The 11,648-nt window shown below is 60.2% G+C and carries 12 protein-coding genes; 5 read left to right on the forward strand and 7 right to left on the reverse strand.

What is annotated here, in order from left to right; genetic code table 11:
• The first annotated feature begins 358 nt into the window (after nt 1-358).
• Together ACQKIK_RS15215 and ACQKIK_RS15220 are read left to right on the forward strand one after the other, a co-directional pair.
• Nucleotides 359-1,183: an aldo/keto reductase gene (locus tag ACQKIK_RS15215; RefSeq protein ID WP_046163729.1), complete on the forward strand. Its 825-nt coding sequence runs from the start codon at nt 359-361 to the stop codon at nt 1,181-1,183.
• 172 nt (nt 1,184-1,355) lie between these two features.
• Nucleotides 1,356-2,702, forward strand: a complete 1,347-nt coding sequence (locus tag ACQKIK_RS15220; protein WP_241528484.1) for an esterase-like activity of phytase family protein — start codon at nt 1,356-1,358, stop codon at nt 2,700-2,702.
• A gap of 254 nt (nt 2,703-2,956) precedes the next feature.
• On the opposite strand, the gene curA is transcribed toward ACQKIK_RS15220, so the two are convergent.
• From curA to ACQKIK_RS15245, 5 genes are all read right to left on the reverse strand, one after another.
• Nucleotides 2,957-3,991 carry an NADPH-dependent curcumin/dihydrocurcumin reductase gene (gene curA / locus ACQKIK_RS15225; protein ID WP_499136537.1) on the reverse strand — a complete coding sequence of 345 codons (1,035 nt, stop codon included), beginning with the start codon at nt 3,989-3,991 and terminating at the stop codon, nt 2,957-2,959.
• Nucleotides 3,992-4,166: 175 nt separating this feature from the next.
• Nucleotides 4,167-4,499, reverse strand: coding sequence for a hypothetical protein (locus tag ACQKIK_RS15230; RefSeq protein WP_499136538.1), 333 nt, complete (start codon nt 4,497-4,499; stop codon nt 4,167-4,169).
• Between the two features lie 133 nt (nt 4,500-4,632).
• The gene (locus tag ACQKIK_RS15235; RefSeq protein ID WP_499136539.1) at nt 4,633-5,817 is read right to left on the reverse strand and encodes a hypothetical protein; all 1,185 of its coding nucleotides are present in this window, start codon (nt 5,815-5,817) and stop codon (nt 4,633-4,635) included.
• A 211-nt stretch (nt 5,818-6,028) separates the two neighbouring features.
• Nucleotides 6,029-6,349, reverse strand: coding sequence for a hypothetical protein (locus ACQKIK_RS15240; protein ID WP_499136541.1), 321 nt, complete (start codon nt 6,347-6,349; stop codon nt 6,029-6,031).
• 80 nt (nt 6,350-6,429) lie between these two features.
• Nucleotides 6,430-6,783, reverse strand: a complete 354-nt coding sequence (locus tag ACQKIK_RS15245; RefSeq protein WP_499136542.1) for a hypothetical protein — start codon at nt 6,781-6,783, stop codon at nt 6,430-6,432.
• 392 nt (nt 6,784-7,175) lie between these two features.
• Here ACQKIK_RS15245 and rfbD point away from each other — a divergent pair, with 392 nt between their 5' ends.
• From rfbD to ACQKIK_RS15260, 3 genes are all read left to right on the forward strand, one after another.
• Nucleotides 7,176-9,239: a dTDP-4-dehydrorhamnose reductase gene (gene rfbD / locus ACQKIK_RS15250; protein WP_499136543.1), complete on the forward strand. Its 2,064-nt coding sequence runs from the start codon at nt 7,176-7,178 to the stop codon at nt 9,237-9,239.
• 119 nt (nt 9,240-9,358) lie between these two features.
• Nucleotides 9,359-10,522 (forward strand): NAD(P)-dependent oxidoreductase, encoded by a 1,164-nt coding sequence (locus ACQKIK_RS15255; RefSeq protein WP_499136733.1) that lies wholly within the window; start codon nt 9,359-9,361, stop codon nt 10,520-10,522.
• Nucleotides 10,519-10,713, forward strand: a complete 195-nt coding sequence (locus ACQKIK_RS15260; RefSeq protein WP_463308072.1) for a hypothetical protein — start codon at nt 10,519-10,521, stop codon at nt 10,711-10,713. Before ACQKIK_RS15255 ends, ACQKIK_RS15260 begins: the two co-directional genes overlap by 4 nt.
• A gap of 13 nt (nt 10,714-10,726) precedes the next feature.
• On the opposite strand, the gene ACQKIK_RS15265 is transcribed toward ACQKIK_RS15260, so the two are convergent.
• A complete protein-coding gene (locus ACQKIK_RS15265; protein ID WP_463308071.1) occupies nt 10,727-10,942 on the reverse strand; it encodes a hypothetical protein in 216 nt (71 codons plus the stop codon).
• A gap of 211 nt (nt 10,943-11,153) precedes the next feature.
• Nucleotides 11,154-11,519 (reverse strand): hypothetical protein, encoded by a 366-nt coding sequence (locus ACQKIK_RS15270; RefSeq protein ID WP_463308070.1) that lies wholly within the window; start codon nt 11,517-11,519, stop codon nt 11,154-11,156.
• Nucleotides 11,520-11,648 lie beyond the last annotated feature (129 nt).

The raw sequence follows: 11,648 nt of genomic DNA on the forward strand, positions 1-11,648 counted from the left end.
TGTCGGCAGGCTTTGCATAGGCCATAGCAGGTTGCGTGCCAGCGACCTTAAAGCAGGGCGTGAGGGTGGAGCTGCACGGGGTTGGTGGGCTGAAGCCCACCCTACGGGACAAGGCTTTTGTAGGGTGGGCTTCAGCCCACAGTCAAAGCTGAACCACAAAGGTGCGGTCTTCGCGAAAAGCTCCCTTTTTTGGGGCGATTCGCTAAGCGTTGCGATCAGGGAGCAGAACCTTGCGTCCTGGGACCGGTCAGTACACGACCTTCCGGTCGCGGCATCGTTATTCTTGCGGCTGGCCTCATCCCCTGACGAAACTGGAGATCACTTGAACAAGGTCGTCGAACAACCTCTTTTGCTGGGCATGATGCGCCTGATGCAATATCCCGAACTGGCGCAGCCGCAGGCGCTGCTGGGCTTCATCGAGCGCTGTGTGGAGCGCGGCCTGAGCGGTTTCGATCACGCCGATATCTATGGTGCTGGTGAGTGCGAGGCGCATTTTGGCGCGGCATTGCAACTGCGCCCGGCGTTGCGCGAGCAGGTCCAGCTGATCGGCAAGGCCGACATCGTGCCCGCTGCGCAGGACAGCTCGCGCTGGCAGGTCAAGCACTACAACACCCGGGCGGACTACCTCACCCAGGCGGTGGAGGGCTCGTTGAAGCGGTTGGGCGTGGAGCGCCTCGACGGCTTTCTGCTGCACCGCCCCGATCCCTTGCTGCGGGTCGATGAAGTCGCGCGGGCGCTGGATGATCTGGTCGGCAGCGGCAAGATCGGCTGGCTCGGGGTCTCCAATGCGGAGTTGCTGCACTGCCAGACGCTGGCGCGGGAGCTGCCGCTGCGTTGCAACCAGATCGAGCTGTCACTGCAGGCGCAGGACGCCGCGTGGGATGGTCGGTTGCACGCCATGGAAAGCGAAGGCGTGCATGTGCTGGCGTGGTCGCCGATGGGTGGTGGACGTTTCGGTCCTGAATTGCTGCGTGCGCTCGACGAGGTTGGTGCGGCGTTGAATGCCACAGCCAATCAGGTCGCCCTGGCCTGGCTGCGCAAGCTGCCCGGCAAACCGGTCCCGATCCTCGGTAGCCTACGCTGGGAGCGAATCGAGGAAGCGCTGCTGGGCGCCGAGCTGCAGCTTGATACTCAGACCTGGTTCTATCTCGCTCAGGCGGCGCGAGGGCATGAGGTCGCCTGACGCGCTTTGTGGCCTAGCCGTACGGTGCTTTTCGCCGAACGGTGCCGGCGTAATGACGCTTATTCAGCTATAGCCATATTCCTGACACAGTGACTTTCTAAGGTGGTTCTCCGGTGCCAGAGCGCCGCGCATGTCGCACGGCGCAGGCTCCAAACGGATGGAGACACCCAACATGCGAATCCCGAAGCCGCTGGTCGTGGCGCTTGCCGCTGCGATCTCTGCCCCCGCCATGGCTGCCACCAATACCCTGGTGGGTTGGGCGATGATGCCTGCCGATACGTTCTCCGACGGCCCGACGTCGGGTCAAATGGCCAACGCGAACCCCTACGGCACCTTCGCGCCACCCTATGAAAACCGCCAGCCGGTACAGGGCTTTTCCGCCGTGCTGCCGGGCGCAGATGAAAACAGCTTCATATTCATGACCGACAACGGCTTCGGTGGGCAAACGAACTCTGCCGATACGCTGTTGCGGCTCTACAGCGTGCGGCCGGATTTCCGCACCGCCAGCGGCGGCAGCGGCAAGGTCAGCGCCAGCGACTATCTCAGCGGTGCGCCGCTGGCTCGCTTCACTCATCCGTCGCGCCTGACGCTCAACGACATCAATCAAAAGCTGGAACTGCCGATTCAGGCCGACTACCGCTTCTATTACAACGACGGCTCCAAACCGCGCGTAGACAGTGCCATCGATTTCGGTCGCCTGCTGACGGGCGCCGACCTGGACGTCGAGTCCGTGCGCCGCGACAAGAACTGCGCCATGTGGTTTGGTGATGAGTTCGGTCCGTACCTGGTGAAGACCGATGCCTCCGGCACCGTTACCCGTAGCGCCATCTCGCTACCGGGCGTTTACGCGCCGCAGCATGCGGACGTAGTGGCTGGGCGCGCAACCGCCAATCTGGGTGGGTCAGGTGGCTTCGAGGGCATGGCGATCAACCCGCGCGGCGATCGGCTGTACGCGCTGTTGGAAAAATCCGTCAGCGGCGATCCGGCCGGCACCCTGCGAATCAACGAGTTCGACATCGATCAGGAGCGCTATAGCGGCAAGGTGTTCTTCTATCGCCTGCAGGCGCCGGAGCACGCCATCGGTGACATGACCGCCATCGACGAGACACGCTTTCTGGTCATCGAGCGCAATGGCGCTACCGCTACCAACGGCACCCCGTTCAAGAAGATCTACCTGATCGACATCCGTGGTGTCGCCAGTGGTGGTGCCGTGCATAAAACCGAAGTGGTCGACCTGATGCAGCTGGCCGACCCCGACGACCTGAACGGCGACGGCCAGCGGTCGTTCACCTTTCCCTACGTGACTATCGAAAGCGTGCTGCCGCTGGATGCACGCACCTTGCTGGTCACCAACGACAACAACTTTCCTTATGGAGGAGGGCGGGGCCTCAATGCGGACGTTACCGAGTTCCTGAAGATTCGCTTGGCCAAGCCGATCCCCGGCGTGCGGCCGCCGCATCTGCAACAGGCTAGGGATGCGCGCCGCTGCGAAATGTCGGCTGGGCTGGGTCAAGGCTAAGCTTGCCCGACATCGCTTGATGTTTCAGTGCGGATCGCGAGCAAGCTGGCCTACGAAATCATGCGGTTTCGCTGGTGCAGCTGTAGGCGCGAGGGGAACGCCGAGTCCTTGCTCGCGAAAATAATGAGGCGGCGGCTGCCCACGGATAGTTGGGCGCCGCCGACCCCTGCTTCGGCCGTTGAGCGGGTCGAGCGACGTTACGCTTCAATCCACCAAACGAGCCGTGCGTACACGTGCCGAACGGCTAGAAGGCGTTAGGCCTCGCCGACCTGCACGACCAGTTTCCCGAAATTCTTGCCTTCGAGCAGACCGATAAACGCCTCGGGCGCATTTTCCAGTCCCTGGACGACTTGCTCGCGATACTTGATCTTGCCCTCGGCATACCACGCGCTCATGTCACGGGCGAATTCGTCGTAGCGGTGCCCGTAGTCGTTGAAGATGATGAAGCCCTGCATACGCATGCGCTTCTTGAGGATGGTATCGAGCAGCAATGGCAAACGGTCCGGACCGTCTGGCAGGTCGGTGCTGTTGTACTGCGCGACGACGCCACAGACCGGCACCCGTGCGCTGGTGTTGAGGAGTGGCAGCACGGCATCGAATACTTTGCCGCCGACGTTCTCGAAATACACATCGATCCCGTCTGGGCAGTTGTTCGCCAATTGCTGCGCAAAATCTTCGGCGCGATGATCGATACAGGCGTCGAAGCCAAGCGTCTCGACCGCATGCTTGCATTTTTCAGCACCACCGGCGATGCCGACAACCCGGCAGCCTTTGAGCTTACCGATCTGTCCGACAGTAGCGCCAACGGGGCCGGTGGCTGCGGCTACCACCAGCGTTTCGCCGGCCTTGGGTTGGCCGATATCGAGCAATCCCATGTAGGCGGTGAAACCGGGCATGCCCAGCACACCGAGGGCATGGGAAGGGTGCTGCATGTCCTGGCTAAGTTTGAGCAGGCCGGTCCCATCGGAAACAGCATAGTCCTGCCAGCCGTTGCCACTGAGCACCCAGTCGCCTTCTTTGTAGTCGGCGTGGCGGGACTCTACGACCCTGCAAACCGTACCGCCGACCATCACATCGCCCACTTCCAAGGGTGGCGCGTAGGACGGCCCGGCGCTCATGCGGCCGCGCATGTAGGGGTCCAGCGAGAGATAAACGGTACGCAGCAACAGTTGCCCGTCGTTGGGGCTCGGCACCGGACCGGTTTCCAACCGAAAGTTATCGGCGGCGGGTGCACCGTGCGGGCGCGAGGCGAGATGGATGCTGCGGTTGTGTTGCGATTGTTGTGTCATCGAGGTTCTCCCATAGATCGATCAGCAGACCAAAAATGGGAGCCTGTCTTGCGCGGGACGTTCCATCCATTGGCGCGATGACTGGCATCGCGCTGGAGAAAGTCGAAGCCCGAAAACACGACCGCCCCCATGAGGGGGCGGCTGCTACATCGCGATTGAAGCTAACGCGGCAACGTCAGACGTCGAGCCAGCCTTCATCGCCGGCGTCATCACGGAAGCGGTTGTACTCTTCCTCGTTCCAGTCGCCGCTCTTGTCGCGGTCATAGCTGTTGTAGACGCCTTGGCCATATTCCTCATCGGAGAGTGTGCCGTTTCGATCAGCGTCCCAACGGGAAAACATGCCTTGATTGTCGAACCCGGTATCCCACTCGTTGTAGTCCACGGAGTCGGACTTATCGGCATCCCAGGCGTCGTAGTCCATATCTGCTGCATAAGTCATGGCCGAGCCGCCTGCAAGGGCCGCTGCCAGGGCGATACCACCAACTGCTTTTTGCCATTTCGTGTTCATGCTGCTTCTCCTCTGCAATTTACTGGGGTAGTCATCACCAGAGGATGGCGCTGACATAGTTTTCGTAACCCGTCAGCTCTGAGAGTTCTAAAAAAAATTCAGTTATCGACATGAGGTCATACAGCCGCAACGGTTACTGGCCAATCAGATTGATGGTGTTGTTGATGGGCATGTCCTCAACCGATTGGGCCTGTGCCAGCAATTGCGAAACCATCGAAAGGACGGCCCCGGACTGTCCGCCGTCTGCCCCCTTGGGGATCCAGTATTCGTCGCCAGCAAATTCGGCGCGGACCATCGCGTTCATCGTCATTCCTTGCTCCACGCGGATGATCGGCTGCTGCCCGGCGTGGGTTCTGACGGTTAGCAAGGTGCCGTTGGCTTCCTGCTCCCGCACGCACTCGCCCAGATAGTCGAACACTTCGGCGAGTGAGCGGGTGTGCAACTCGACCTTGCCGATGCCCTCGGCTTCGAAATACACACGGCCGCCACCGACGCTGCCGAAGAAGTCCGGGTCGCCCAGCTGGAACTCCTTTCGGCTTTCCAGCTTGCACCGGGCAAGCTTGAACAGGTTCTCCTGAGGACGGACGAAGCAGAACCGGGCGCTTTCAACCGATTCGGTGAGCTGGTAGCGATTATTGCCTCGCGTGCTGACGGCCAGGTTCTCCTTACGTGCGGAAATCAACTGGTCGATGGAGGGCGCTTGCTTGAGTTCAAGTTCTGGCCCGTAGCGGCTGACGAGAAAGGCACTTTCCATGGTGATGCCTTGGTCGACAAGGCGGCTCACCACTTGCTGGAATCGTTTGAAATCGCTGATCTTCGACGGATTGTTGTAGAAGCGCTCCGTTCCCTTCGGACCTTGGAAGTGCACGCTTTCAAGGAACAGGGACAGAATCAGCTCCGGTGCGTAGTCCTGGCGCAGCATGAAAGCAAGAGAAGTGGTGCTGATCGGCGCCACGTAGCCGCGGTAAAACTCCTGGTTGTCCTGGGTCGACACGTCGAACCCTGGCCCTTGTTCGATCGCCATGTGGGGGTTGAAACTGAAATCTGATGGCGCGTCGCCCCCGAACGGCAGCGTCAGGTTGGCGCCAGCCGAAAGGCGGCTGCGGCCACGGATGGTCGTCACGGTCGTGAAGTGGGCGGGTAGCGAAACGCTGCGGCGCACGATGTTGAGCAGCAAGGCTTCGTCCTGTAGACGGCTGTAGTCCCGGTTGATCGTTGCCATTGCTGTGTCGAGACGTTCGGTCCCGGCGCAGCCAGCCAAGAGAAGGCTGATCGACAAAGCGGTGATCAGTCGTCCAACCAGCATCGAGCGGCTCATTGAATGCTTTCCTGAATCGGCCATTGAGCCAAGTTTATTGAGCGGAATTGGCCAATTGGCCGAGCCATCGCCGAACGACACGAGGTCGGGCAGTGCTGGGGCTTCGTCTGGCTCTAGTGGTGGGCTGTGAGAGGCCCCAAGCGCCGTTTCAGTATCGTCGACACCTGGGGCTCACTGGCTAAGCAAACGCTTCCCATCATTTGCCGTGGGGCTACTCCAGCTCGCCAGGCGTGGCGGAGTAGTGCGATTCGTCTTCTGTCACTGTTTCCTGCTCGGTCTTGTGCAGGTTGCGGTTTGGGACGCTGTCGCGCTCCGGCATGCCTTGAACTATCCGGCCGTCCTCGGTGACGATCTGACCTTGCTCATTGCGGTGGGTTTCAAGCTTTTCCATGGGCGTAGGAACACCCATTGGGCTCGGACGCGAACCGGTATCTTCTCGCGGCGTGCCGGCCGGCCACTGGGCCAATGCCGGTTGGGCGGCGGCGGCAAGCAACGTGGTCACCGCCAGTGACTTAAAAAAGGATCTGTTCATGACCGTCTCCTGATGTAGTGTGCCGACCAAGCGGCGTGTCGGGGTTGCCGTACCTGATTTCGATCCTTGGCCAACCGAAGCTATACGCCCTCCGGCTGGCACACCAACAGGGCAATCGGACCACCACTCGAATACTTGCCGGGCACCCTGGCCACCGCTTGCTCGTTTGGACTGATCGACATTGCGGGCGCAGCGGTCATCACGGTTTCCTCGGGTAAGGCGTGGAACTGGCACGACGCAATTTCCTGGCTGTGGTTGCTAATCTTGACGGCGGGCACGCCGCGCAAGTCGACTTTGTCTGAGGACGCTTGCGGTACTCCCAGTTCTTCCACTTCCAGGTTCATACCGTTCAAACGTTTGACGACCAGAGGCTCCTGAGCGAGGGCAGGCAGAGCGAACGCCAAGCTGATGAGCGCTAATAAAGGTCTCTTCATTCTGCTTCTCCGTTTTAGTGGCTTACTCATCTGAACAGGGCTGGCGCGTTGAGTTCGAGGAATGCTCGATGCTGCCATCAGATCCTCGGGCAGGCCGCCGCTGGTTTCGTCCCCACGCGCTGCGAATAACCTGGGCCGGAGTTCAGCTTGATGCTCCAGGCGATAGGAAACCGGTGCGCCAGCGGCCATTCGGCTTTTTCACAGGATCGGCGTCGGTGCGATCTAGTCCGCCACATTTGGTTGCAATTCACTGAACCCCGTTGATCTTCCTCGGTCAGAGCTGAGCGTAGTGGCTCAAGCCCATCACGCACCGCAGCGCCCGCGACCGCCAAACAGTCGGGTCGTCTGTCGTGTTTAGACCCAACTTACTAATTCGGATGCCGAGCGCTCTAATGGATCAGATATACGCTGTCGTGCTGTCGTACAAACGCAAGGATTTGCTTAAGCGCTGTCTGGAAGCGATCGGAGCCCAGAGCCGTCCGTGTGACGCCATCATCGTAGTCGATAACGCCAGCAACGATGGTACTGAAGAGGTGTTGCTCGACTCGGAAGTCGCCAATCTCAAAGTGTATGTGCTGTCCCGCAATACCGGCGCCTCGGGTGGTTTCAGTGCCGGGTTTCGTATGGCCTATCAGCAGGGCGCTGATTTTGTCTGGATGATGGACGATGACGTGATCCCTGAACCGGATGCGTTGGAAAAACTGCTCGAAGCGGATCAGCGGCTTGCCGAGCACAAACAGCCACACTCCTTCTTGCTGTCGAGGGCGTTTACCGAGGCGGGTTTGCTCACCAATGTGCCGCGAATTGATGAGCGTACCAATGCCATTGATTACGAAAACTGGCCCGCGTTGCTGCACCTCGGTGTAGTGCCGGTGCGACCAGCCACCTATGTATCGATCCTGGTACCGCGAGAAACATTGGCCCGGCACGGCGTGCCGTTGGCCCCGATGTTCATGTGGGGAGACGACACCGAGTTCACGTTGCGTATCAGCCAGGACACGCCGGGTTACCTCGTGGTTGCTAGCAAGGTCCTGCACCTGCGGCGTGTCAGCGGTGCCATCGACATTCTGCGCGAGCCCGACCCCAGTCGGATTGCGCTGCATCGGCACCTGGTACGCAACGAGCTGTTTGTGGCACGCCGGTACTTCCGCAAGCGACGGGTGTTAGGCCTATTCTCATCACGACTAAGTCTGGTTGCTGCGATGCTGATGCGAGGTCAGATTGCCAAGGCACGCATCATCCTCACCGGGCTGATGGAGAGCTTCAGCTTCGCACCGGTTCCGGAGCCCGCCGATGCGCCGGTAGAGGCGCTGGGTGTGAGCGTGCGGGAATTGATCCCAAAGCGGTCAGGCGAGACAGCTGAGCAGACCATCCAACAGCGGCCAGATACCGCTCCAGTCACGGTTACCCGCACCGATGCGTTGGCCGATACGCCTATCCGTACGGGGCACACCAACATGCGGGTTCTCGTCTGTGGCGCGGAAGGGCAGGTCGGCTATTGCCTGACCAATCAGGCTGCCAGCTTCGGGTTGGATGCCATCGGCTTGTCTCGCCAGGCACTGGACATTACCCGCGCGGAGCACATTCGCGAGGCCATCGAGCTTCATAAGCCTGCCCTTATCATCAACGCCGCGGCGTACACCAACCTGGATCACGCCGAAGCGGAAGTGGCACAGGCTCAGGCGGTCAACCGCGACGGCGCTGCCAACCTGGCTGCAGCCGCCCGACAGTTCGGTATTCCCTTGCTCCATCTGTCGAGTGAATACGTATTTTCCGGTGACGCCGACAAGCCCTACCGTGAAACCGACCAGGCGATGCCGAACAGTGTGTACGGCTCCACGCGTCTCGCGGGCGAGCAGGTCATCAGCCAGACGCTTGACCGCTACCTTATTCTGCGGACCAGCTGGATCTACGGTGAGCGCGGAAATAACTTCGTCAAAACGATGCTCAATCTGGGCAACAAGACGGAGGAAATCTCCGTCGTCAGCGATCAGATCGGTTGCCCGACCCGCGCACGCAGCGTTGCACGCGTACTGATCGAACTGGCTCTGCGCTATTGCCGTGACGGCGATCTGCAGTGGGGTCTGTATCACTACAGCGGCGCGTCTCCGTGCAGCTGGGCCGAGTTTGCCGGTCAGGTGTTCCAGGAAGCCGAATCGGCGGGTTTGATCGATACGGCCCCCCGTGTGCGGCCGGTGCCTAGCTCGAGCCTGCCTCGGGCTGCGTTGCGGCCAGCCTGGTCCGTGCTCGATTGTTCGCTCATCGAGGAGACATTCGGTATTCGCCCCAAGCACTGGCGAGATGAATTGCGGCATGTAATACGGCGAATCAGCGATATGCCGATCGTGCCCTTCGGGCCTTCGCCCAGCCGCGTTCCGTTCAAGGCCTATCCGTTTTGTATCCATGAGCAGCCGGCGCAGCTGTCGACGTCCAGACGGTCCGCAACAGGCGAATAAGCGTGCGGCTGAACCAAAAACTTTTTCCAAATATTACGGTCCGAGAATCAGGACTTTTTCGAAGGGATTTCACCATGGCAGATGCAACGATCAAGAGAGTAGGTGTTTCGGGTACAGGGATGATCTCGCACTGTTTCGTTCGTCTGATCATGCAGCACTATCAGGATCTGAAAATCAGCCGGGTCTTGACCCGTAGAAGCGTCGCAACGTTGAGTAGCTTTCCGCTGGCCGACGCGCTGACCAACTCCATTGACGATCTCATTGCCAACTCGGATGTGATCGTCGAGTGCACAGGTGACGTCTTTTTCGGTACCGAAGTGATCGAGCGCGCCTTCGAAGCCGGGGTGCCGGTGGTCACCATCAACGCCGAGCTACAGGTCACGACCGGGTCTTACCTGTCCGGCAAGGGATTCCTGACCGAAGCCGAAGGGGACCAGCCAGGATCGCTCGCCGCTTTGCGCGAAGAAGCCTTGCAGATGGGCTTTCAGCCGCTGGTCTACGGCAACATGAAGGGCTACCTGAACCACAACCCCAGTCCTGAAGACATGGCTTACTGGTCCAAGCGCCAGGGCATCAGCATTGAGCAGACCACATCCTTCACCGATGGCACCAAGGTGCAGATCGAGCAGGTCGTGGTAGGCAACGGGTTTGGCGCGACCATTACCCGGCGGGGTCTGGAAGGACTGGCGTCGACCGATCTCAACGTCAGCGGCAATGTTCTCGGGCTGATCGCAGACGGCGTCGGACAGCCAATTGTCGACTACGTACTGCCCAATGGCTATTCGGCGGGCGGCGTGTTTCTGGTGTGCCGGCACGATGAAATGCAGGCGCCAGCAATCGAATACTTCAAGCTCGGGCCTGGGCCGTATTACGTGCTGACACGACCCTTTCACCTCTGCTCGCTCGAAGTCGGCAAGACCGTACGGCGGGTGCTTGCCGGTGGCGGCGTGCTGCTGAACAATTCTGTTTCGCCCACCTTGGGTGTCGCAGCAATCGCCAAGCGTGAGATGAAGGCTGGAGAGATGATCGGCCGCGGGATAGGTGGGTTCGACGTTCGCGGCGAAGCGGTCAAACTTGCCGACGAGCTCGATCACGTACCCATCGGGCTGCTGCGCAACACGGTTCTCAAGAGAGCTGTCGAGCCGGGGCAGCTGATCACGTTCGACGACATCGAAGTTCAGCCCAGCCGCGTGCTGGACATCATCTTCCAGCAACAACAAAAAGTGCTGCAGCGGATCGAAACAGACGTTCAGCCAACGCTGTTGCGCCAGGCTCTGCAATGAGAGCCCAGGACGAGGCGGAGGTCTGGGCCGACGGATACGGTTACGTGGAGTTTCAGCGGACCGGGTTCGGCCTCGTCCCGTATCACCACGAATCTCGCACTGTGCAAGAGACGCTGCCAATCGCAGCGCCGATGCAGTTGACCGAAGAAGGTTCAGCGGGTGAGGGCATAGCCTTCACCCTGCTGGCATGAGCGACGTGCCGGTTCACGCGAGCTGAGACTGGTCCCCGGTCATGCTGCCTTCAGCGGCCATATCAAGAGGGTTCCAGAGGCTGCAAGCAAGGCGCACCACGGCGCCTCCGAAGCCGCTGGCTTCTGTTTGAGCATCCAGCTCGTTGTCAAAAACCGCTAACACGCTACCGTAGGAATAAACGACTCCCCACCGATCCGGGTTTCCGCTATCTGCCTTGATGATATCCACGACCGTCTCCCAAAATGTCACGAGATGTGACAAGAATACGGCGCATAGATACCACGGCGTCAGAAAGCCGACAACTGCCGTTCGGCGGGACTCTAATCAGCCCTGGCTAAAGGGCCATCAGTGCCGTTTTTTATGCCGGCACGGCCCCACCGCCTAGTTGCACTGGAGCAGCACAGTTGATTGAAGGGCGTTCGGCCGTCGCAGCATCTCACTACGTGCCACGGCGCTCCCCCGGATGCGTTTCATGTCCCATTGGCGTGGCATCAGGTAGGTTCACATCCGGCTCGGCGAAGTCTGGGCTGTGTACTTCAGAGTCCAATGGCATGTGACTGTAGCGCTGCTTGTCGGCGGTTACCTGGCGTGGCTGCGGCTCGCTAGCGGTCAGGATACGTTTGGCCTCGCAACGCCCACTGATGCCGCGCGCTAAAGCCATGCCACCCATCGCCAGCTGCAACAGGCCGCTCAGTCCGCCGCGACGCAATCCTCTGCCCAGCATAACCAGCCCGCCCGCAACGGAGGCGCTGCGTTCCCAGCCGTGCACGTTTTGCGGGGCGCTCTTGTCGAAAAGTCGATTCATGGTCGTTCCTTTTTGTTCAGCCGTTGAATATGACGCCCGCTTGAGGGCGTAGCGGGCGGGACAGGTGATGCTCGTCGGATAAACGCGATGTTCTGGCCACAGCAGAGCCTGTTTGCCTCGTTTCGTTAG

It is taken from the genome of Pseudomonas sp. NPDC047961 (assembly GCF_050272435.1).
In the GTDB taxonomy this organism is placed as follows: domain Bacteria; phylum Pseudomonadota; class Gammaproteobacteria; order Pseudomonadales; family Pseudomonadaceae; genus Stutzerimonas.

Excerpts from the sequence above, each read along its gene's own strand:
- curA (WP_499136537.1), bottom strand. The coding sequence starts at position 3,991 with ATGACACAACAATCGCAACACAACCGCAGCATCCATCTCGCCTCGCGC.
- ACQKIK_RS15270 (WP_463308070.1), bottom strand. The coding sequence starts at position 11,519 with ATGAATCGACTTTTCGACAAGAGCGCCCCGCAAAACGTGCACGGCTGG.
- ACQKIK_RS15235 (WP_499136539.1), bottom strand. The coding sequence starts at position 5,817 with ATGAGCCGCTCGATGCTGGTTGGACGACTGATCACCGCTTTGTCGATC.
- ACQKIK_RS15255 (WP_499136733.1), top strand. The coding sequence starts at position 9,359 with ATGATCTCGCACTGTTTCGTTCGTCTGATCATGCAGCACTATCAGGAT.
- ACQKIK_RS15230 (WP_499136538.1), bottom strand. The coding sequence starts at position 4,499 with ATGAACACGAAATGGCAAAAAGCAGTTGGTGGTATCGCCCTGGCAGCG.
- ACQKIK_RS15260 (WP_463308072.1), top strand. The coding sequence starts at position 10,519 with ATGAGAGCCCAGGACGAGGCGGAGGTCTGGGCCGACGGATACGGTTAC.
- ACQKIK_RS15215 (WP_046163729.1), top strand. The coding sequence starts at position 359 with ATGATGCGCCTGATGCAATATCCCGAACTGGCGCAGCCGCAGGCGCTG.
- ACQKIK_RS15240 (WP_499136541.1), bottom strand. The coding sequence starts at position 6,349 with ATGAACAGATCCTTTTTTAAGTCACTGGCGGTGACCACGTTGCTTGCC.
- ACQKIK_RS15220 (WP_241528484.1), top strand. The coding sequence starts at position 1,356 with ATGCGAATCCCGAAGCCGCTGGTCGTGGCGCTTGCCGCTGCGATCTCT.
- rfbD (WP_499136543.1), top strand. The coding sequence starts at position 7,176 with ATGGATCAGATATACGCTGTCGTGCTGTCGTACAAACGCAAGGATTTG.
- ACQKIK_RS15245 (WP_499136542.1), bottom strand. The coding sequence starts at position 6,783 with ATGAAGAGACCTTTATTAGCGCTCATCAGCTTGGCGTTCGCTCTGCCT.